At 74.3% G+C, this 20,294-nt stretch carries 17 protein-coding genes; 12 read left to right on the top strand and 5 right to left on the bottom strand.

All coding sequences use genetic code 11. The features are described from left to right. Nucleotides 1–151 precede the first annotated feature (151 nt). The 4 genes from AKI01S_RS52515 (at nt 152) to AKI01S_RS21415 (ending at nt 4,339) form a co-directional block, all read left to right on the top strand. Nucleotides 152–508 (top strand): beta-ketoacyl-[acyl-carrier-protein] synthase family protein, encoded by a 357-nt coding sequence (locus tag AKI01S_RS52515; RefSeq protein WP_067820672.1) that lies wholly within the window; start codon nt 152–154, stop codon nt 506–508. Beyond that, on the top strand, nt 498–2,015 hold the full coding sequence (locus AKI01S_RS21425) for a carotenoid oxygenase family protein (RefSeq protein WP_067820669.1): 1,518 nt from the start codon (nt 498–500) through the stop codon (nt 2,013–2,015). Before AKI01S_RS52515 ends, AKI01S_RS21425 begins: the two co-directional genes overlap by 11 nt. Before the next feature lie 13 nt (nt 2,016–2,028). Next, entirely contained in the window at nt 2,029–2,991 is a 963-nt protein-coding gene (locus AKI01S_RS21420; protein ID WP_067820666.1) for a winged helix-turn-helix transcriptional regulator, read from the top strand. Nucleotides 2,992–3,088: 97 nt separating this feature from the next. Beyond that, nucleotides 3,089–4,339 (top strand): alpha/beta hydrolase family protein, encoded by a 1,251-nt coding sequence (locus AKI01S_RS21415; protein ID WP_083999986.1) that lies wholly within the window; start codon nt 3,089–3,091, stop codon nt 4,337–4,339. On the opposite strand, the gene AKI01S_RS21410 is transcribed toward AKI01S_RS21415, so the two are convergent. Further along, nucleotides 4,323–5,015: an ATP-binding protein gene (locus tag AKI01S_RS21410; RefSeq protein ID WP_245681718.1), complete on the bottom strand. Its 693-nt coding sequence runs from the start codon at nt 5,013–5,015 to the stop codon at nt 4,323–4,325. The genes AKI01S_RS21415 and AKI01S_RS21410 overlap by 17 nt on opposite strands. 103 nt (nt 5,016–5,118) lie before the next feature. Between AKI01S_RS21410 and AKI01S_RS51765 the strand changes: the two genes are divergently transcribed. Next, nucleotides 5,119–5,265 carry a GPGG-motif small membrane protein gene (locus AKI01S_RS51765; RefSeq protein ID WP_169813990.1) on the top strand — a complete coding sequence of 49 codons (147 nt, stop codon included), beginning with the start codon at nt 5,119–5,121 and terminating at the stop codon, nt 5,263–5,265. Between the two features lie 863 nt (nt 5,266–6,128). Here AKI01S_RS51765 and AKI01S_RS21405 read toward each other — a convergent pair. Next, on the bottom strand, nt 6,129–6,665 hold the full coding sequence (locus tag AKI01S_RS21405; protein ID WP_067820663.1) for a CGNR zinc finger domain-containing protein: 537 nt from the start codon (nt 6,663–6,665) through the stop codon (nt 6,129–6,131). An 85-nt stretch (nt 6,666–6,750) separates the two neighbouring features. Here AKI01S_RS21405 and AKI01S_RS21400 point away from each other — a divergent pair, with 85 nt between their 5' ends. Then, nucleotides 6,751–7,962, top strand: coding sequence for an MFS transporter (locus AKI01S_RS21400; protein ID WP_067820659.1), 1,212 nt, complete (start codon nt 6,751–6,753; stop codon nt 7,960–7,962). Nucleotides 7,963–7,965: 3 nt separating this feature from the next. Here the strand turns inward: AKI01S_RS21400 and AKI01S_RS21395 are convergent, their stop codons facing one another. Beyond that, nucleotides 7,966–8,631 carry an MBL fold metallo-hydrolase gene (locus tag AKI01S_RS21395; protein WP_067820722.1) on the bottom strand — a complete coding sequence of 222 codons (666 nt, stop codon included), beginning with the start codon at nt 8,629–8,631 and terminating at the stop codon, nt 7,966–7,968. Between the two features lie 178 nt (nt 8,632–8,809). Between AKI01S_RS21395 and AKI01S_RS54305 the strand changes: the two genes are divergently transcribed. Both AKI01S_RS54305 and AKI01S_RS21385 read left to right on the top strand, forming a co-directional pair. Continuing rightward, nucleotides 8,810–12,721 (top strand): tetratricopeptide repeat protein, encoded by a 3,912-nt coding sequence (locus tag AKI01S_RS54305; protein WP_067820656.1) that lies wholly within the window; start codon nt 8,810–8,812, stop codon nt 12,719–12,721. A 138-nt stretch (nt 12,722–12,859) separates the two neighbouring features. Further along, nucleotides 12,860–13,531 carry a Crp/Fnr family transcriptional regulator gene (locus AKI01S_RS21385; RefSeq protein WP_067820653.1) on the top strand — a complete coding sequence of 224 codons (672 nt, stop codon included), beginning with the start codon at nt 12,860–12,862 and terminating at the stop codon, nt 13,529–13,531. Between the two features lie 300 nt (nt 13,532–13,831). On the opposite strand, the gene AKI01S_RS52880 is transcribed toward AKI01S_RS21385, so the two are convergent. Then, a complete protein-coding gene (locus AKI01S_RS52880; protein ID WP_218009762.1) occupies nt 13,832–14,584 on the bottom strand; it encodes a maleylpyruvate isomerase family mycothiol-dependent enzyme in 753 nt (250 codons plus the stop codon). A 93-nt stretch (nt 14,585–14,677) separates the two neighbouring features. On the opposite strand from AKI01S_RS52880, the gene AKI01S_RS21375 reads away from it, so the two are divergent. Then, nucleotides 14,678–15,487 (top strand): MBL fold metallo-hydrolase, encoded by an 810-nt coding sequence (locus AKI01S_RS21375; RefSeq protein WP_067820651.1) that lies wholly within the window; start codon nt 14,678–14,680, stop codon nt 15,485–15,487. A gap of 5 nt (nt 15,488–15,492) precedes the next feature. Here AKI01S_RS21375 and AKI01S_RS21370 read toward each other — a convergent pair whose 3' ends face one another. Beyond that, the gene (locus tag AKI01S_RS21370; RefSeq protein ID WP_067820648.1) at nt 15,493–15,921 is read right to left on the bottom strand and encodes a nuclear transport factor 2 family protein; all 429 of its coding nucleotides are present in this window, start codon (nt 15,919–15,921) and stop codon (nt 15,493–15,495) included. Between the two features lie 64 nt (nt 15,922–15,985). On the opposite strand from AKI01S_RS21370, the gene AKI01S_RS21365 reads away from it, so the two are divergent. From AKI01S_RS21365 to uvrA, 3 genes are all read left to right on the top strand, one after another. Continuing rightward, nucleotides 15,986–16,552, top strand: coding sequence for a TetR/AcrR family transcriptional regulator (locus AKI01S_RS21365; RefSeq protein WP_067820645.1), 567 nt, complete (start codon nt 15,986–15,988; stop codon nt 16,550–16,552). A 42-nt stretch (nt 16,553–16,594) separates the two neighbouring features. Continuing rightward, complete coding sequence (locus AKI01S_RS21360) at nt 16,595–17,185, top strand: GNAT family N-acetyltransferase (protein ID WP_218009761.1); 591 nt, start codon at nt 16,595–16,597, stop codon at nt 17,183–17,185. A 210-nt stretch (nt 17,186–17,395) separates the two neighbouring features. After that, nucleotides 17,396–20,233, top strand: coding sequence for an excinuclease ABC subunit UvrA (gene uvrA / locus AKI01S_RS21355; protein ID WP_067820642.1), 2,838 nt, complete (start codon nt 17,396–17,398; stop codon nt 20,231–20,233). The last annotated feature ends 61 nt before the right edge of the window (nt 20,234–20,294 follow it).

Below are 20,294 nucleotides of genomic sequence, written 5' to 3'. Positions count from 1 at the left end.
CGCGGGGAGTCGCAGACGTTCCAACGGGACGGCGACGCCCCGCCCCGCCGCGCCGCAGGCATGGCGATGGGCAGGCCATGACGTCCGCCCCCTCGGCCGGTAACTCTGTTAGTTGTAGTATCGCAGACCGGACCTTACCGAGGAGGCGCCGATGGCACGGACCGGCATCTGGGTCCTGGGCGGCCACCAGACCGACTTCGCCCGCAACTGGGCGCGGGCCGGCCTGGAGTTCGCCGACCTCACCCGCGAAGTGGTGGACGGCGCCCTGACCGCGGCGGGCGTCGGCCCGGACGCCGTCGAGGTGATCCACGTCGGCAACGCGTTCGGCCAGCTTTTCACCGGCCAGGGCCGGCTCGGCGGGACGCCCGTGGACGCCGCCCGGCAGGTCACCGGCGTCGCCGGGGCGTACCAGATCGAGGGGGCCCGCCGGGTCGGCGCCCTCAACATCGGGGGCAGCGCCACCACCACCGTCAGCCTGGTCGCCGAGGAGGGCACCGATGGACGTTGAGGTCGTGGGACGGGTCCTGTCCACCCTCCCCGGGGACGACGACCACCCCTACCGCACCGGCCCCTGGCGCCCGCAGACCACCGAGTGGCGCGCCGACGACCTGGCGGTGGTCGAGGGCGAGATCCCCGCCGACCTCGACGGGGTCTACCTGCGCAACACCGAGAACCCCGTCCACCCGGCGATCCGCCTGTACCACCCGTTCGACGGCGACGGCATGGTCCACGTCGTCGGGTTCCGCGACGGGAGGGCGTTCTACCGCAACCGGTTCGTCCGCACCGACGGGTTCCTCGCCGAGCAGGAGGCGGGCGAGGCGCTGTGGGCGGGCATCGCCGACCGTCCCGCGCTGTCGCGGCGGCCGGACGGCTGGGGCGCGCGCACCCGCATGAAGGACGCCTCCAGCACCGACGTCGTCGTGCATAACGGCCACGTCCTGTCGAGCTTCTGGCAGTGCGGCGACCTCTACCGGCTCGACCCCCTCACCCTCGACACCGTCGGCAAGGCGACCTGGGGCGGCGGCTTCCCCTCCGACTGGGGCGTCTCGGCGCACACCAAGACCGACGGGCACACCGGCGAGCTGCTGTTCTTCAGCTACTCCACCGAGGCCCCCCACCTGCGGTACGGCGTGGTCGACGACCGGGACCGCCTCGTCCACCACGCCGACGTCCCGCTGCCGGGCGCGCGGCTGCCGCACGACATGGCGTTCACCGAGAACTACGCGATCTTCAACGACTTCCCGCTGTTCTGGGACCCGGAGCTGCTGGAGCGGGGCAGGTACGCCTCCCGCTTCCACCCCGACCTGCCCTCCCGCCTCGGCGTGATGCCGCGGCGCGGCGACGCCTCGCGGATCCGCTGGTTCGAGGCCGAGCCGACCTACGTGCTGCACTTCGCCAACGCCTACGAGGACGGCGACGAGATCGTCCTCGACGGGTTCTTCCAGGGCTGCCCCGAACCGCCCGACCCCCGCGGCGAGGGCGTCTACCAGCGCATGTTCCGCTTCCTGGCGCTGGAACGCATGCAGACCCGCCTGCACCGGTGGCGGCTGAACCTGGCGACCGGCCAGGTGAGGGAGGAGCACCTGGCGGAGCGGTACACCGAGTTCGGCACGATCAACCCGGGGCACGGCGGACGCCCCCACCGCTACACCTACGCCGTCACCCAGAAGCCGGGCTGGTTCCTGATGGACGGGATCGTCCGGCACGACACCCGCACCGGGGCGCAGGAGCGGTACGCGTTCCCCGAGGGCGTCTACGGCAGCGAGACCGCCATGGCGCCGCGCGCGGGCGCCACCGCCGAGGACGACGGCTACCTCATTACACTGACGACGGACATGAACACCGACGCCTCCGAGTGCCTGGTGTTCGACGCGGCCCGGCTGACCGACGGCCCGGTGGCCCGCCTGCGGCTCCCGGAACGGATCTCCAGCGGCACCCACTCCGCCTGGGCGCCCGGCTCGGCCCTGCCGCGCTGGCGCGACACCGACACCGCCGCGGAGGCGATCGGTCTGTGAGGGGGAGCGCGGGTTGGACGAGGCGACGCCGACCCCGCTGCCCCCCGGAGGGCGGAACGCCATCGCCGTCACCATGGGCCTGACGGGCGACGAGTGGACGCTGCTGATCCTGCGCTACGCCCACCAGGGCGTGCGGCGCTACGCGGACTGGCGCGAGCACCTGGCCATCTCCGACTCGGTGCTGTCGGCCCGACTGGCGCTGCTCACCGACAGCGGCCTGCTGGAGCGCGCCGCCTACCAGCGGCGGCCCACCCGGTACGAGTACCGGCTGACGCGGCGGGGCCGGGAGTTCTGGCCGGTCCTGGTGTCGATCTGGGCGTGGGAGTACCGGTGGGTCGCCGGGCACCACGAGACCCTGCCGTGGATGCGGCACCGGGCCTGCGGCGAGCGCATGGAACCGCTGCTGGCCTGCGCGGAGTGCGGCCAGGGCGTCCGGCCGCGCGACGTCGACGGCCGCCTGGGGCCGAGCGGCGGCGACGGGCGCTCGGTGCCCGCCGCGACGACCCGCCGCCGTTCCGGGGCCGCCGGGGCGGGCGGCGCGGGCCTGTTCCCCGAGACCATGGCGTTGATCGGCAACCGGTGGTCGGTGGTGATGCTGGGCGCGGCGTTCCTGGGCGCGCGCCGCTTCGGGGAGTTCCAGCAGGCCATGGGCGCGCCGCCGGCGATGGTCGCCGACCGGCTGCGCACGTTCACCGGGCTGGGGGTGCTGGCGGGCCGCCCGAGCGCCGACCGCGCCGCCTGGAACGAGTACCGGCTGACCGACAAGGGACGCGCGTTCTTCCCGGTGGTGATGACGGCGATCGACTGGGGGCAGCGCTGGTTCCGCGCCCCCGACGGCCCCGCCCTCGTCGCGACGCACCGGGGGTGCGGGCGGGCGTTCGTCCCCCGCCTGGTCTGCGACGCCTGCTCCGTCCCGCTGGAGGAGGGGGACGTGCTGGTGGAACCGGCGCCCGCGGCGGTCCCGCCCGCTACCTGAGAGGGAACCCGGAGATCACCGCCGCGCGCGATGCCGGTTCGACGGGCCGGTCGGCACGCTGAAGCTCGTTGATTTCGGGACATCTCAGGAGCATCTGATGAACTTCAGCGCACGCCGCGGCCTCGTGGTCGTCCTCACGGCGGGACTGGCGGCCGGCGCGGTCGGCGGGCTCGCCGCGCACGCGGACACCGCCGCCCGGACGCACGCCGCGGTGCGGGCGGACACGCGGGGCGAGATCGTCTCCTCCGTCCGCGTCAAGCGCATGTCGGCCAAGCAGGCGCGTGCCTGGCTGGCCTCCGACGGTTTCGACGCCAGGGCCGTCCGGTACGGCGTGGACGCCTACCGGCTGGTCTACCGCACCGTCGACGCCCGGAAGCGCCCCACCACCGCCAGCGGGCTGCTGGTCCTGCCGCGCAACGGCGACCGCAGCCTGCGGACCGTCTCCTACACGCACGGGACCATGAGCTACAAGAAGGACGCCCCATCCGTCACCAAGGACGTGTGGGGTCCCGGCGCGGCCGTCACCTACGGCGGCGCGGGCTTCGCGGCCGTCGCGCCCGACTACCTCGGGCTCGGCAAGGGGCCCGGCGCCCACCCGTGGATGCACGTGCCGTCGGAGACGACCGCCTCGCTGGACATGCTGCGCGCCGCCCGGAACTTCGCCCCGCGCACCGGCCGCGCCCTGGAACGCCAGGTCCTGGTCACCGGCTTCTCGCAGGGCGCCTCGGCGGCGCTCGGCCTGGCGCGGGCGTTGCAGGAGGGCGCCGACCCGTGGTTCCGGGTGCGGGCCGTCGCGCCGATCAGCGGCGCCTACGACTTCGGCGGCACCCAGCTGCCCGCCACGGTGGGCGGGAGGATCCCCGCCAAGTACGCCGTCGTGTACGCCTCCTACCTGCTGACCTCCTGGAACCGCACCCACGGCCTCTACCGGACGCCCGACGAGGTGTTCCGCCCGCCCTACGCCGGCCGCGTCGAGAAGTACTTCGACGGCAACACGCCCGGCGCGGAGATGTTCCAGGGGCTGCCCGGCACGCTGACCGAGCTGCTCACCCCGCGCGGCCAGGAGATGCTGCGGGCCCCCGGGGGGAGGCTGGCCGAGGCCCTCCGCCAGGACGCCGCCGCCGTCATGGGCTGGACGCCGCGCGTCCCGGTCCGCCTCTACAAGATCAGCGACGACGAGCAGGCCGTCACCGGCAACACCGACCGCCTCGCGGCCGCGTTCCGCGCCCGCGGCGTGCGCGCCCCGGTGATCGACGTGGGGGACCGCGTCTACGAGGAGTCCCGCCACCTCGGCTCGAACCTGACCGGCACGGCCCTGACGGTGCGCTGGTTCAGGACGCTGCGCTGACCTCGTCGAAGCAGATCGCCTTCAGCCGGTCGGCGGCGGCGCGGTCCAGCACCGTGACCCCGGCGGCCGGCGGCAGCGTCCCGGTGGCGCGGGCCCGCGCGATGATCGGCTGCCACAGCCGCACGTGCCGCGCGAACGTCGCCGGCGTGAGGATGCGGCCGCGCGCGTACTGCCCGGCGCGCGCGGTCCCGGGGTCCACGTCCAGCAGGACCATGTGGACCTGCGTGCCGCGCCGCCGCGTCAGCCAGGCGAAGCCGCGCAGGATGTGCGGCCACGTCCCGCGCGTGTGCGCCACGACGCTGCGCCCGCCCAGCACCGCCCGCGTGATGCGCCACACGTGCGTGGTGTGCACGATCGGGACGCGGGCGCGCGGCGGCACCGGCCCCAGGAACCGCGCCCACCAGTTGCGTGCCTGCCGCGAGTCGATCACCAGCGCGGGACCGGCCGGGACCGGCAGCTTCTCGTCGCCGCGCAGCCCGTACAGCCGGTCCAGCAGGGTGCTCTTGCCCGCGCCGGGCAGCCCGGCGACGAGCACCAGCGTTCCCCGGGGGTAACGCAGTTCGTTGGTGGTCTCGGTCGGGTCGGCTCTGCGGATGGCATCTCCCTGGTGTCGGCCCCGATTGCGGTCTGAGCGGATGCGGCTGACCGGACGCGGTGTGACGGAGACAACGAACATCCGTGCGACTCCGTTCCGTTCTTGGCGGATCCGTGACCGAGATGTTTCCTGCCCATCCCCGCATGAGTAGTTTGTCTTCTTTCTCTGGGGGGACCACCGGCACATGGCTACTCTCTTGTGGATCATCGCCGTCGTACTGGTCATCGCGGGCGTCTACGTCCTCGTGGCGCGCCGCGACCTGCTGTGGGGCATCATCCTGATCGTCGTCGGCCTGCTCATCGGCCCCGGCGGCGTCAGCATCTTCGGTTGACCCCACGGTAACCGCCGTCCGGGCCGATCCGGCGCACCGACGCCGGGACCCGCGCCCGGAACCAGCGTTCCGGTCACCGCGACCGGAGCGTGATCCCCCCACGTCCCCGAACCCAACCGCCGCAGCTACCAACGAACGCCGCCGCCGTATGCCCCGCCCCGCCGGGGCATACGGCACACCGTCGCCCAAGGCGGCCGCGGTCACGGATCCGGTCGGCGACCTCCGCCCACCGAAGCGCGATGACCGCGGCCGCCCCACACGGACACCGGCCCCGCGGCGCGAGCCCTGTCCCCGTTCACGAGAACGCGCGGACCACGCCGCCGCCCCGCCCGCCGACCGGCATCGCCGACGATCTCCGGCCACCCCGGCTCCATCACACCGCCCGCCGCCTCCGCGACGCGCCCCTGTCCCCATCCGCGAGAACCCGAAGCTCCACGCACCAGGCCCGCCCGCACCGCGCGAAAGAGGGCCCGAGTCTCGCCTGCTGCCACCCTTGCCGTCAGCCCCCTGCCATGTGACTCAGCCCCACCTGCGGAAGCGCAGGAAGCCGCATGCCGGACCCCGTCCGGGCCACGTGGAGGAGGGCCCGGATCTCGTCTATTGCCGCGCTTGCTGTCGGCCTCCTGCTGTGTGACCCGGTCCCATCTGCGGAAACGCAGGGAGTCGAGTGCCGGACCCCTCCGAACGGCGTGAACGAGGGCTCAGGTCTCGCTCGTTGCCGCGTTTGCCGTCAGCCTCCTGCCGTGTGACTCGGCTCCATCTGCGGGAAGGTAGGGAGTCGAGCGCCGACCTCGTCCCGGTCGCGTGAACGAGGTATGCGCCGTCGGCTTCCCGGTGCGTGCTTCGGTTCCGTTCAGGTGGGGTCACTGCTGGTGGCGGGCGCGGAACGCGGCGGCCTTGGCGCGGTTTCCGCAGCCTCGCATGTCGCACCAGCGGCGGGTGCGGCGGTGTGAGGCGTCCACGTACAGCCTCGTGCACGGGGCCGCCTCGCACTCGCGGATCAGGTCCCGCCCGGGGCCGCCGAGCAGCTCGATCGCGGCCCGCGCGGCGCTGGACATCGCCGCCGGCAGGTCGCCGGTCCGTTCCAGGCCGTCGGCGGTGAGCGTCACGCCGGCCGGTGGGGGAGCGGCGGCCGTGTTGAGCCGTTCGCGGTCGGGGCCGGGGAGGGGCTCCCCGCGCCGCGCGGCCGTGGCCAGGCGGTAGATCGCCTCGCGGAGCGCCACGGCGTGGCGCAGGTCGTCCCCGGTCACGGCGGGCGGCGTGTCGAGCAGGCCCGCGGCGACGACCCACCGGCCCAGGTCCTGCGGTGAGGCCAGCATCTCGACCCGCTCGTTGCGGCGGTGGCCGACCGTTCCGGCGAGGTCCAGGCCGAGGTTGCCGCTGACGAAGGTGAAGTCCACCCCTCGATGGTAACCGAGTTGACAGGTTACTTCGGCGGCTGCCATCTTTCGTAACCATCTGAGACGGTTACTTTCGGGAGGGCGCATGGCCACGCTCGTCGCAGGGGAGGCGCGGAGCGCGTCGCGGCATCGGTGGGTGGTACTGGCGGTGGGGGTGGGCGCGCAGGCCAGCTTCTCGGCGATGTTCTCCGGGCTGCCGGTCGCCGGCGTCGTCATGCGCGCCGACTACCGGCTGTCCACCGCCGGGCTCGGGCTGGTCCTGGGCTGCCTCAGCCTGGGCGTGGCGACCTGCGACCTGCTGTGGGGGATGCTCACCGACCGGCTCGGGGACCGCCGGACGCTGATCACCGGGCTGACCGCGACCGGGGCGCTGCTGGCGCTGATGGCGGCGGTGGCCGCGCCCGGCGACGGGGTGGGGACGGCGATGCTGGCCGGCTGCGTGTTCGCCCTCGGAGCCCTGGGGGCCAGCGTCAACAGCGCCTCCGGGCGCGCGGTGATGACCTGGTTCGCCGACGGTGAGCGCGGGCTGGCGATGAGCGTCCGCCAGGCCGCGATCCCCGCCGGGGGAGCCGTCGGCGTCGCGCTGGTGCCCTGGCTGGCCGGCACGTACGGCTTCCGCGCCGCCTACCTGGCGCTCGCCCTGCTGTGCCTGCTCAGCGTCGCGGCGACCTGGCGGTGGCTGCACGAGCACGACGGCGGGGCCGCGCCCGGCGCCCGTCCCGCGGCCGGGCCCTCGCCGCTGCGCCGCCCGGACGTGTGGCGGCTCGCCCTGGCCGGAGGGCTGCTGACCGTCCCGCAGTTCGCCGTGCTGACCTTCACCGGGATCTTCCTGCACGACGCGCGCGGCCAGGGAACGCTGCTGGCCGGTCTCGCCGTCATCGTCGCCCAGGTGGGCGGGGGCGCGGCGCGCATCGGGACCGGGCTGCTCAGCGACCGGGGCCGGGACCGGCGAGTGCTGGTGCGGATCATCGCGCTGGCGACCGCGGTCGCGATGGCGGGCGCGGCCGTGCTCACCTCCGCGCCCGTCGCGCTGACCGTCGCCGCGCTGGCCCTCGGCGGGCTGCTGGCCAACGCCTGGCACGGCGTCCTCTACACCGAGGCCGCCGTCATGGCGGGCGCGGGCCGGGCCGGCAGCGCGCTCGGGCTGGCGGGCACCACGCTGTTCGGCGCCGCGTTCGTCACCCCGCTGGTCGTCCCGGCGCTGCTGGAGGTCGCTCCCTGGGAGGCGGTGTGGGCGTTCGCGGCGCTGACCCCGCTGCTGGCGGTGCCGCTCGTCCCGGCCCGCGCCCGGCGGTGAGCCCTACCAGCCCCGGGCGCGCCACTCGGGCAGGCCGGGACGTTCGCGGCCCAGCGTGGAGTCCGCGCCGTGCCCCGGATAGAACCAGGTCGCGTCCGGCAGCCGGTCGAAGATCCGTTCCTCGACGTCCGACAGCAGCTGCTTGAACAGCGTCGGATCACCCCAGGTGTTGCCCACCCCGCCGGGGAACAGGCTGTCCCCGGTGAACAGGTGCGGGCGGTCGGCCAGCTCGCCGCCCGCCTCGTACAGCAGCGCGATCGACCCGGGTGTGTGGCCGCGCAGATGGATCACCTCCAGCGCCGCCCGCCCCACCCGGACGGTGTCGCCGTGCTCCACCGGCTCGGCCACCGGCACCGGCAGCGCCTCGGCGTCGTGCGGGTGCGCCGCCACGGGCGCGCCGGTCGCCTGCACCACCTCCGCCAGCGCCATCCAGTGGTCCTGGTGCCGGTGCGTGGTAACGACCCGGGCCAGGGGCCCGTCGCCGACCAGCTCCAGCAGCCGGGACGCCTCGTTGGCGGCGTCGATCAGCAGGCGTTCGCCGGTGGCCGTGCAGCGCAGGATGTAGGCGTTGTTGTCGTAGGGGCCGACCGCCACCTTCGTGACGGTCAGGCCCGGCAGCTCCCGCACGTCGGGCCGGCCGCCGACCTCGACGTGTCCCGTGTAGCTCATGTCGACCTCCACTCGTGGACGGCACCATCTTTCCCCATCGGCCGTCTCCGCCGCGCGGGGCGGACCTCCGAATGGGTCGTCCGACGCAGAGCATCTGGGTACTTTCTGGCGGACAACCCGGCCGGGATGTCTCACCATGGCTCCGACGGCACCGGACGACCCCCCCGGATGGTGAGGAGTGATCGACCACGACGTACGGCCCGGAAGCTTCTGGGAACGCCTCACCCCCGCCGACCGGCAGGCGCTGCGCGCGATGGGACGCCGCACCGACGTGCCGCCCGGCGGGTTCCTGTGCCACCAGGGCGTGGCCGCGTCCGGCGTGTGCGTGGTGTTCCGGGCGGGCACCCGCACCGTCGGCAACGCGCTGGCCAAGGAGTTCGTCGACTCCAGCGAGGGCGACGAGTCGATCATCGACCTGTTCGGGCCGGGCGACCTGGTCGGCGCGCTCGCCCCGTGGGGGCACCCGCAGCGCGCGTCGGTGCGGTCGCTGGACCACGTGGCGGTGCTGCGCATCGACCGCCGCCAGTTCGGCAGCCTGCTGGCCGCCAACCCGCAGGTCGCCGAGGCGATGATGCACACCGTCGCCGAGAGCGGCACCCTCGGCGGACGGCGGCACGCCGTCCGCGTCGCCGAGCACCAGCAGCGCCTGGCCTACCACCTGCTGGAGCTGGCACACCGGTTCGGGGACGCCGCCGCCCACGGCGTCGAGATCCCGCTGCGGCTCAGCCAGGCCGACCTGGCGAACTGGGCGGGCATCTCCCGCGAGACGCTGGTGCGCTGGTTCCGCCGCTGGCGGGCGCGCGGCATCCTCGACGGGCGCACCCGGCCGCTGACGATCCTGGACCCCGAGGCGCTGCGGCTGGCCGCCAGCCCCTGGGGCGACGAGTGGCCCGCCGCCGGCCGCCCCGACCCGGCCGTCCCCGACCGCGTCCCCCGCGCCGGGCTGGCGGCCCGGTCACCGGTGCGGCTGGAGCCCGCCGGGACGCCCGCCACGACCCCGGCGGTGGTGCGGCTGCCCGCCGACAAGCCGTTCTTCACCGGCCGGAACGTCAGCCTCAACAAGCTCGACCTGCTCGTCGTCCAGACCGAGATGCCCCGCGCCGTGGTCATCCAGGGCATGGCGGGCGTCGGCAAGACCACGCTGGCGCTGCACTGGGCGCACCGGGCCGCCGACCGGTTCCCCGGCGGGGTGGTCTTCGCCGACCTGCGCGGCACCCGCGGCCCGGTCGCCCCCGCCGAGGCGATGGGCCAGGTGCTGCGCGGCGTGGGCGTGCCCGGCGACCAGCTCCCGCGCACCGAGGCGGAACTGGCCGCCCAGTGCCGGTCGCTGCTGGCCGACCGGCGGATGCTGCTGATCCTGGACGACGTCGCCGACGCCGCGCAGGTGCGGCCGCTGCTGGCGGCGCTGAACGCGGGCCTGGCGATCGTCACCACCCAGCGGCGGCTGCCCATCCCGCTGGACGACGCCGACATCCGCGTCCTGGAGCTGGCCGAGATGGCGCTGGACGAGGCCGTCGCCCTGGTCGCCGCCGTCCTCGGGCCCGGCGACCCCCGCGTCCGCCGGGAACGCAAGGCCGTCGAGCGCCTGGCCAAGGAGTGCGGCTTCCTGCCGCTGGCGCTGGCGGTGATGGCGGGCAAGCTCGCCGAGGACCCCGCCGCGCCCATCGGCGACACCGTCCGGGAGTTGGAGACCAGCGACATCCCCCCGGCGACGTCGTACGCGGCGACGTCGTACACGGTGCCGTTCGCGCCCGTGCCGTTCGGCAGGTCACCGGACCGCACCGCGCCGGCCGACCCCGCCCTCAACGGCACCCCCCTCACGGTCCCGCTCACCGCCGCGGCGCTGCCCGAGGGCGGGACGCCCGCCACCGCCACGCCCGCCCTGCACACCGCGCTCAGCCCGACGTTCGAGGTCGCCTACCGGGGGCTGCGCCCCGACCGGCGGGCGGCGTTCCGCGCGCTGGGGCTGGCCACCGGCCCCGACTTCACCGCCGCCGCGCTGGCGGCGCTCACCGGCCGCGACGCCGCCGGGGCCCGCGAGTGCCTGGAGGACCTGCGGCAGGCGTTCCTGGTCCAGGACGTCTCGCCGGGCCGCTACCGGATGCACGACCTGCTGCGCGACTTCGCCCGCGAACGCGGCCTCATCCAGGACGCCGACAACGACCGCCTGGCCGCCCAGCGCCGGCTGCTGGCCCACTACCTGGCCGAGGCCCGCCGCGCCCGCCGCGCGCTGGCCCGCCACCGCCGCCCCACCCTCGACGACGCCGACGCCGGGACCGCCGCCGACCGCGCCGCCCAGGGGCGCCACGCCGCGCTGGAGTGGTTCGAGACCGAGCGCCGCAACCTGGTCGCCGCCGCCCACCAGGCCGGGCGCCTCGGCCTGCACCGCACCTGCTGGGAGCTGGCCGACGCGCTGTTCGACTTCCAGGAGTTCCGCCGCTACACCGAGGACAACATCGGGATCCACCTGGCCGGGCTGCGCGCCGCCCGCGCCGAGGGCGACTGGCAGGCCGCCGCCGTCATGCTGCACAACCTGGCGGTCTCCTACGCCGGGCTCGGCGGCAACGTGCAGGCCATCGGGTACGCCGAGGAGGCCCGCCGGGGCTTCCGCTCGGTGGACCCGCCCGACCGGTTCGGCGAGGCGGTCGCCCTGGCCACCCTCGCCGACGTGCACGTGGCGCTCAGCCGGTACGTCACCGCCATCGAGCACGCCCGCCTGTCGCTGGAGGCCCACCGCGAGCTGGGCGACGTCGCCGGGATCGCCCGCGGCCACGAGACCCTGGCCCGCGCCTACCTGAGCCTGGCCGACTACCCGGCCGCCCAGCACCACGCCGACCAGGCCCTCACCCTGCGCCGCCAGGCCGACGACGCGCCCGGCGTCGCCGAGTCCCTGCTGACGCTGGCGCAGGTGCACCGCCGCCGCGGGACGCTCCACGACGCCGCCCGCCACGGCCTGGAGGCCCTGTTCATCCGGCAGGGCGAGGGCGACCGGCCCGGCACCGCCCAGGCGATGACCGAGCTGGCCCGCATCAACGCCAACCTGGGCCTGCGCGACCTGGCCCTGCACGACGCCCGGCAGGCCCTGCGCATCTACCAGGAGCTGGGCGGGCGCGGCGGCGAGGCGGGCACGCTGACCACGCTGGGACGGCTGATGTGCGACGCGGCCCGGTTCGCCGAGGCGTTCACCTACTGCGGGCAGGCGCTGCGGCTGCACCGCGAGATCGGCGACCGGCACAAGGAGGCCGAGACCCTCGCCCAGATCGGCATCGTGCACTGGCGGCTGGGCCGCTACCGCGAGGCCCACGAGCACCTGGTGCGCGCCCTGGAGATCCGCCGCGAGATCGGCGACCAGCACGGCGAGGCCCACGACCTGGAGCACCTGTCGATGGTCATGCGCCGCCTGGAACGCCACCAGGAGGCGTTCGTGCTCGGCCTGGAGGCCCTGGACCTGTGGCACCGCCTCGGCGCGCGCGGCCGGCTGGCCGGGACGCTGGGCAGCCTGGCCCGCACCTACCTGCGCCTCGGCCTGCACGAGGAGGCCGAACGCGCCGCCCGCCAGGCGCTGCGCCTGCGCGAGGAGATCAACGACAGCTACGGCAAGGGCATCGGCACCGACACCTTCGCCACCGTGCTGCGCCGCAGCGGCCGCCCCGTCGAGGCCCTGGAGTGGGAGCACGAGGCGCTGCGGCTGCTGGACGAGGTCGGCGACCGGTACGGCGCGGGCACCGCCCTGGTCCACCTGGCCGCCATCCACCTGGACCTGGACGACCCCGAGGCCGCCCTCGCCACCGGCCGCCGCGCCCTGGAGCAGACCACCGAGCTCGGCGACACCTACGAGCAGGCCAACGCCCTGTCCAGCATGGCCCGCGCCTGCCAGCGCCTGGGCCGCCACGACGAGGCCGTCCGGCACTCCCGGCACGAGATCGACATCCGCCGCGACATGGGCGACCATCGGGGTCAGCGCCTGGCCCTGAACCGCCTGCGCGCCTCCCACCTGGCGCGCGGCGAGCACGCCGAGGCCGCCGACTGCGTCCGCCACATCAGGGCGATCGACCAGTGGCTGGAGTCGGCCGGCGATCCCCGGCGGTGACGCGGCCCCGGCGGTGACACGGCTCACAGGGGCCGCCCGAGCGGGATGTGTCGTGCTCCATGGTCGACGGCGACCGCGCCGCCTTCACTGGAGGAGGCGGACACGACCGCCTCCTCGGCGTCCCGGGCAGGAGGAGAGATGGCCAGCACGTTCTGGGAGCGGCTGCCCGAACGGGCCCGCGGGGCGCTGCGCGAGGCCGGGTCGTACTCGCTGGTCCGGCCCGGCACGTTCCTGATGCGCGAGCACACCCGCTCCTCCCAGGTGTGCGTGCTGTTCGCGGGCGCCGTGAAGATCTGGGTCGACCGCGCCGGGGAGGTCGTCATCCTGGACGTGCTGGGGCCGGGCGACGTGCTGGGGGAGCTGGAGGCCGCCGACGGCGGCGTCCGCTACGCCAACGCCGAGGCGCTGACCGCCGTGGAGGCGCTGGGCATGCCCGCCGACCGGTTCCGCGCGGTGCTGGACTCCTGCGCCGGGTCGGTGTGGACGGTCGCCGAGGTGCTGGCCGACCGGCTGCGCGCCGCCGACGACCTGCAGACCGGCCACTTCCCCGACGACCCGGCCCGCCGGCTGGCGGCGCGGCTGCTGCGGCTGGCCGACCGGCTCGGCACCGACCTGCCCGGCGGCGGCGTGGTGATCCAGGTCCCGCTGTGCCAGCAGGACCTGGGCCGCTGGTCGGGCATGGGCCGCCGCAAGGTCGCGCAGCTGCTGGCCAGCGAGCCGTTCCGCAGCGTCGCGGTCACCCGCAACGTGATCACCGTGCGGTCCCCGGCGGACCTGCGCCGCCTCCTGGACGAGACCGACCCCGCCTGAGACCCCCGCCCCGGCCACGCACGTGCGCCACCTGACCCGCGGAGCGACGCCGCGCTCGCCAAGCCCCGGTGAGACACGAGCGTCGGGCGAGCGCCGCAGACCAGGGCGTTTGGAACACGGCCCAGGGCTTGTTTCAAAGGTGGGCCTCAGCCACGCACGCGAGCGCGTTACCTGACCTGCGGGTCCGACGCCGGAGGCGAGGGCCCGCGGGTCAGATCGCGAAGCGATGCCGCGCTCGCCAAGACCTGGTGAGGTGCGAGCCCCAGGGCGAGCGCCGTAGGTCAGGGCTTTGAAACACGACTAGAACCGGGCGGGTGGGGGCCACGGTGGTGGTATCGGTGGGGTCCCCTCGCCGCGTACCACCACGCCCGCGCCGCGCGAGCGGCCGCTCAGCCATGCCAGCAGCGCCCGTGACGACCCGGTCGCCTCCGGCCCGTCGCCGAGCGCGGCCCCGTCCCCGGAGTCGGTCGACACCAGCCGGTAGCCCGCCAGCGACCCCTGGTCTCCGGGCGGCAGCCCCGCCAGCCCGTCCAGGGTCTCCCGCAGCGCCCACCGCACGTAGGCGTCCGGCCAGTCCGCCGGCCCGTACCCCGCCGCCAGGTCCACGTGGTGCGCCTCCACCTCGTGCCACCGGCGGTAGACCGCGTACCAGGCGGGATGCTCCCACCCCGCCATCGCCCGCACCCGCGCCCGCGCCGCCTCCTCCGGCAGCGCGCGCGCCTGCTCGACGAACCGCGCCGCCGACTCCCGCAGGTCGGCGGCCTGCTCGGCCACGCCCCGCCCGGCCCCGGCCTCCAGCGCGGCGTTGCGGGCCGCGAGGCTCGGGTACTGCGGGATCTCCCGGCCGGTCCGCGCCCACTCCAGCAGGTTCCACAGCGAGTCGGCGTTGCGCGCGACATGGGTGACCACGTGCCCGCGCGTCCACCCCGGCAGCGCCGACGGCTCGCGCAGCCGCGCGTCGGTGAGCCCCGCGAGGGTGGCCAGGATCCGTTCGACTCCCGCCTCAAGGTGTTCGAGGACCTTGCGCCAGTCGTCCATGCCGGTCTCCGCCATGTCGTTCACCTCCGCGCCCGCAGGAGGCTCCATCCTGGCCCACGGCGGCCCTCCGCACCAGGAGCCGGGAAGCGCCGGGGTAACGTTCCCCTCGTGAGCCACCCGATCTGCGTCACCTGCGGGGTCCAGTACGCCGCGCCGCGCCCCGACTGCCCGATCTGCGAGGACGAGCGGCAGTACGTCGGCTGGGACGGCCAGCGCTGGACCACCCTGGAGGAGCTGCGCGCCGCCGGCCACCGGGGGAGGATCGCCGAGGAGGGCCCGAACGTGGTCGGCGTCGGCGCGGACCCGCCCACCGCCATCGGCCAGCGCGCCCTGCTGGTGCGCACCCCCGCCGGGAACGTCCTCTGGGACATGATCACCCACATCGACGACGACCTGGTCCGGCGGGTGCGCGAGCTGGGCGGGGTGGACGCGATCGCGATCAGCCACCCGCACTACTACGGCTCGATGATCGAGTGGGCGCGCGCGTTCGACGCCCCGGTCCACCTCCACGAGGCCGACCGCCGCTGGGTCGCCCGCCCCGACGACGCGGTGCGCTTCTGGGACGGCGACACCCTGGAGATCCTCGACGGCCTCACCCTGATCAACGCGGGCGTCCACTTCGACGGCGGCCAGGTCCTGCACTGGCGCGACGGCGAGGAGGGCGGGGGAGCGCTGTTCTCCGGCGACATCCTCCAGGTCGTCCAGGACCGCGACTGGGTCAGTTTCATGTACTCCTATCCCAACTTCATCCCCGAACGCCCCCGCACCGTCCGCCGCGCCCTCCGCCTGCTGGAGCCGTACGCGTTCACCCGCGTCTACGGGGCCTGGTGGAAGCGCGTCGTCTACACCGACGGCAAGGCGGCGGTCCAGCGCTCGGCCGACCGCTACCTGTCCTACGCGCTGGACGACGAGGGGTAAGCCGGTCAGATCCCGGCGAGGACCCGCTGGAGGGCGGCCGTGTCCTGGTACTCGCGCCAGTGGACGACCCGGCCGTCGCGGACCCGCAGCACCACGACGAACCCGGCCGACAGCTCCGGGCCGGACTCCCGGCCGGGCCCGGCGAGCCGGCCGGCCAGGGTGTACTCGGCGACCAGCACCTCCGGGTCGGCGGTGCGGTGCGTGACCACGTCCCGGAAACCGGTGAGCACGACCGGCAGGGCCTCCCGCCCCGCCTCCGCCAGGGCCAGGAACGCCGCGCGTCCCTCCGTCCGGCGTGGGGAGCCCTCGGCGGCGAAGGGCGTCTCGACCACCGCGTCCTCGGCGAGCATGTCCCCGGTGAGGCCGATCCCGCCGTCGAGGACGTTGCGCCGGAACCGTTCGAAGATCTCCTGGGGGCCGGGTCGCTCGGACATGGGGAGAGCCTTTCGGGAAGGTAAAGTGAGTCACCACTCATCTTCCCCTCCGGAGGGAGCCCGCATGCCCGGCGACCGGACCCGGCCACCGCGCGCCGACGCGCTGCGCAACCGCGCCCGCATCCTGGCCGCCGCCGAGGAGGCGTTCGCCGAACGCGGGGCCGCCGTCTCCACCGAGGACGTCGCCGCCCGCGCCGGGGTCGCCGTCGGCACGGTCTTCCGGCACTTCCCGACCAAGCGCGACCTCCTTGTCGCGATCATGAAGCGGCTGCGCGAGCGGCTGGCCGGGGAGGCCGGGGCGCTGCTGGCGGACGGCGACCCGGCGACCGCCCTCTTCGTCCTCTTCGACCGCCTGGTCGAGCGCGCCGCCTCCACCCGTTCCGTCGCCGCCCTGCTGGCCGGCCAGGGCACGCCGATCGACGCCGGAGCCTCCCTGGACGGGTTCGCCGACGCCGTCGCCGCCCTGCTGGACCGGGCGCAACGGGCCGGTGCGGTGCGTCCGGACGCCCGTCCCGACGAGGTCATGGCCCTGCTGTCGGCCGCCTGCCAGGGGGCCCTGGCGGGGGAGTGGGACGCCGACCTGCGCCGCCGCACCCTGGCGCTGGTCTTCGACGGGCTGCGGCCGCGCTGATATTCGTTTGCCCGGCCCCGCCGGGAGCGGTCAGGATCGCGTATGGAAACAGACCACCCCGAAACCGCGCGCCCTCCCGAACGGATCGTTCTGCCGCGGACGGCGCCGCCGGTGGTGCTGCGGCGGATGACCGAGGCCGACGCCGAGGCCGTGCACGAGGCCGTGACCGAGTCGTTCCCGCACCTGCACGCGTGGATGGACTGGGCGGCCGAACCCCCCACCCTCGCGGGCCAGGTGGAGTTCCTGCGGCACAGCGTCCGGGAGTGGGAGCAGGGCTCCCAGTGCGACTACGGCATGTTCGGGCCCGACGGGACGATGCTCGGCGCCGCCGCGCTGGCGGACCGGGGCGAGCCCGGGACGCGGGAGATCGGCTACTGGGTCCGCACCGACCACACCCGGCGCGGGCTGGCGACGGCCGCCGCCGGGGCGCTCACCGCCGAGGCGTTCGGGCTGCCCGGCGTCGAACGGACCGAGATCCGCTGTGACGAGGCCAACACCGCCAGCGCGGGCGTGTCCCGGAAACTCGGCTACCGGCTCGACCGGGTCGTGGACCGGCCCGTGAAGACCCCCCGCGAAACCGGGCGTGGCCTGGTCTGGGTCATGACGCGGGAGGCGTTCACCGCGCGCGGTTGAGCCGTGGCCGCGCGTTCCGGTGGCGGCAGATCTTCGAACACGTGTACGGTTTCGGGGTGAGCCGCCGCCTCTGGTGAGGCGCGTGTGGCGCCCGCAGAAATGCGGCGGCCTCCGCCGTCGTTATGAACCCGGGGGAGTCTGTCGCACCCCCTCGTTAGCCTGAGACCGACGGTCTCCCACCGCGCCCAGAAGAGGAACCGGATAGACGCCGTGCATGACCGACTCATCGTGCGTGGAGCACGCGAGCACAACCTGAAGGACGTCTCGCTCGACCTGCCGCGGGACGCCATGATCGTGTTCACCGGGCTGTCGGGGTCCGGCAAGTCGAGTCTGGCGTTCGACACGATCTTCGCCGAGGGCCAGCGCCGCTACGTCGAGTCGCTGTCGGCCTACGCCCGCCAGTTCCTCGGGCAGATGGACAAGCCCGACGTCGACTTCATCGAGGGCCTGTCCCCGGCGGTGTCGATCGACCAGAAGTCCACCTCCAAGAACCCCCGGTCGACCGTCGGCACCATCACCGAGGTCTACGACTACCTGCGCCTGCTGTACGCGCGCATCGGCCACCCGCACTGCCCGATCTGCGGCCGCCCGATCAGCCGCCAGGCCCCGCAGCAGATCGTCGACCGCGTCCTGGAGCTGGAGCAGGGCACCCGGTTCCAGGTGCTGGCGCCGGTGATCCGCGGCCGCAAGGGCGAGTACCTCGAGCTGTTCCGCGAGCTGCAGTCCAAGGGCTACTCGCGCGCCATCGTCGACGGCCAGACGATCCGGCTGGACGAGCCGCCCAAGCTCAAGAAGCAGGAGAAGCACGACATCTCCGTGGTCGTGGACCGGCTGTCGGTCAAGGACACGGCCCGCCAGCGGCTGGCCGACTCGGTGGAGACCGCCCTCGGCCTGGCCGGCGGCACGATCGTCCTCGACTTCGTCGACCTGCCCGAGGACGACCCCAACCGCACCCGCATGTACTCCGAGCACCTCTACTGCCCGTACGACGACCTGTCGTTCGACGAGCTGGAGCCGCGCTCGTTCTCGTTCAACTCGCCCTACGGCGCCTGCCCCGACTGCACCGGCCTCGGCACCCGCATGGAGGTCGACCCCGAGCTGGTCATCCCCGACCCCGAGCTGACCCTCGCCGAGGGCGCGATCCAGCCGTGGTCCAACGGCCACGTCAGCGACTACTTCCTGCGGCTGCTGTCGGCGCTCGGCGACGCCCTGGGCTTCGACCTGAACACCCCCTGGGAGAAGCTGCCCGCCAAGGCCCGCAAGGCGATCCTCAACGGCCACGAGACCCAGGTCCACGTCCGTTACAAGAACCGCTACGGCCGCACCCGCTCCTACTACACGTCCTTCGAGGGCGTGATCCCGTTCATCCAGCGGCGGCACTCCGAGTCCGAGAGCGACTCCACGCGCGAGAAGTTCGAGGGCTACATGCGGGAGATCCCGTGCCCCTCCTGCGAGGGCGCGCGGCTCAAGCCCTACGTCCTCGCCGTCACCATGGGCGGCAGGTCGATCGCCGAGGTCTCGGCCATGCCGATCGGCGAGGCCGCCAAGTTCCTGCTGTCGATGGAGCTGGACGAGCGCGAGAAGCACATCGCCGAACGCGTCCTCAAGGAGGTCAACGCCCGGCTCGGCTTCCTGCTGGACGTCGGCCTGGACTACCTCACCCTGGACCGCGCCTCGGCGACCCTGGCCGGCGGCGAGGCCCAGCGCATCCGCCTGGCCACCCAGATCGGCTCCGGCCTGGTCGGCGTGCTGTACGTGCTGGACGAGCCGTCGATCGGCCTGCACCAGCGCGACAACCACCGGCTGCTGGAGACGCTGCTGCGGCTGCGCGACATGGGCAACACCCTGATCGTCGTCGAGCACGACGAGGACACCATCGCCGCCGCCGACTGGGTGGTGGACATCGGCCCCCGCGCCGGCGAGCACGGCGGCGAGATCGTCGTGTCCGGCACCGTGGACGAGCTGATGGGGTCGGAGCGCTCGCTGACCGGCGCGTACCTGTCGGGCCGCCGCGAGATCCCCGTCCCGGAGGTGCGCCGCCCGCGCCAGAAGGGCCGCGAGATCGCCGTCAAGGGCGCCCAGCAGAACAACCTCCGGAACGTCGACGTGGCGTTCCCCCTGGGCGTGTTCACGGCGGTGACCGGGGTGTCCGGGTCCGGCAAGTCCACCCTGGTCAACGACATCCTCTACAACTCCCTCGCCAAGCAGCTCAACGGTGCCCGCACCGTGCCCGGCAAGCACCGCCGCGTCACCGGCGTCGACCAGCTCGACAAGGTCGTGCACGTCGACCAGTCGCCGATCGGCCGCACCCCGCGGTCCAACCCGGCGACCTACACCGGCGTGTTCGACCACATCCGCAAGCTGTTCGCCCAGACCACCGAGGCGAAGGTGCGCGGCTACCAGCCGGGCCGGTTCTCGTTCAACATCAAGGGCGGCCGCTGCGAGAACTGCTCGGGCGACGGCACCATCAAGATCGAGATGAACTTCCTGCCGGACGTCTACGTCCCGTGCGAGGTGTGCCACGGCGCCCGCTACAACCGGGAGACCCTGGAGGTCCACTACAAGGGCAAGACGATCGCCGAGGTCCTCGACATGCCGATCGAGGAGGCCACCGTGTTCTTCGAGCCGGTCACCGCGATCCACCGGCACCTGAAGACCCTCAACGACGTCGGCCTCGGCTACGTCCGCCTCGGCCAGCCCGCCCCGACCCTGTCGGGCGGCGAGGCCCAGCGCGTGAAGCTCGCCGCCGAGCTGCAGAAGCGCTCCACCGGCCGCACCATCTACGTGCTGGACGAGCCGACCACCGGCCTGCACTTCGAGGACATCCGGCGGCTGCTCGGCGTGCTGAACGGCCTGGTCGACAAGGGCAACACGGTCCTGGTCATCGAGCACAACCTCGACGTCATCAAGACCGCCGACTGGATCGTCGACATGGGCCCCGAGGGCGGCTCGCGCGGCGGCACCGTCGTCGCCCAGGGCACCCCCGAGGACGTGGCGAAGGTCGAGGCCAGCCACACCGGCCAGTTCCTCGCCAAGATCCTCGGCTGACCGGCTGAACCGGCGGCGCCCCCCGTCCGTGTCCGGAGTACGGCGATGACGCGCATCGCCG

It is taken from the genome of Actinomadura kijaniata NBRC 14229, from assembly GCF_001552175.1.
Lineage (GTDB): Bacteria > Actinomycetota > Actinomycetes > Streptosporangiales > Streptosporangiaceae > Spirillospora > Spirillospora kijaniata.
This window is presented reverse-complemented; position numbering and strand designations above follow the sequence as displayed.

Excerpts from the sequence above, each read along its gene's own strand:
- AKI01S_RS52515 (WP_067820672.1), top strand. The coding sequence starts at position 152 with ATGGCACGGACCGGCATCTGGGTCCTGGGCGGCCACCAGACCGACTTC.
- AKI01S_RS21425 (WP_067820669.1), top strand. The coding sequence starts at position 498 with ATGGACGTTGAGGTCGTGGGACGGGTCCTGTCCACCCTCCCCGGGGAC.
- AKI01S_RS21415 (WP_083999986.1), top strand. The coding sequence starts at position 3,089 with ATGAACTTCAGCGCACGCCGCGGCCTCGTGGTCGTCCTCACGGCGGGA.
- AKI01S_RS21410 (WP_245681718.1), bottom strand. The coding sequence starts at position 5,015 with ATGTTCGTTGTCTCCGTCACACCGCGTCCGGTCAGCCGCATCCGCTCA.
- AKI01S_RS51765 (WP_169813990.1), top strand. The coding sequence starts at position 5,119 with ATGGCTACTCTCTTGTGGATCATCGCCGTCGTACTGGTCATCGCGGGC.
- AKI01S_RS21400 (WP_067820659.1), top strand. The coding sequence starts at position 6,751 with ATGGCCACGCTCGTCGCAGGGGAGGCGCGGAGCGCGTCGCGGCATCGG.
- AKI01S_RS21395 (WP_067820722.1), bottom strand. The coding sequence starts at position 8,631 with ATGAGCTACACGGGACACGTCGAGGTCGGCGGCCGGCCCGACGTGCGG.
- AKI01S_RS21385 (WP_067820653.1), top strand. The coding sequence starts at position 12,860 with ATGGCCAGCACGTTCTGGGAGCGGCTGCCCGAACGGGCCCGCGGGGCG.
- AKI01S_RS52880 (WP_218009762.1), bottom strand. The coding sequence starts at position 14,584 with ATGGCGGAGACCGGCATGGACGACTGGCGCAAGGTCCTCGAACACCTT.
- AKI01S_RS21370 (WP_067820648.1), bottom strand. The coding sequence starts at position 15,921 with ATGTCCGAGCGACCCGGCCCCCAGGAGATCTTCGAACGGTTCCGGCGC.
- AKI01S_RS21365 (WP_067820645.1), top strand. The coding sequence starts at position 15,986 with ATGCCCGGCGACCGGACCCGGCCACCGCGCGCCGACGCGCTGCGCAAC.
- AKI01S_RS21360 (WP_218009761.1), top strand. The coding sequence starts at position 16,595 with ATGGAAACAGACCACCCCGAAACCGCGCGCCCTCCCGAACGGATCGTT.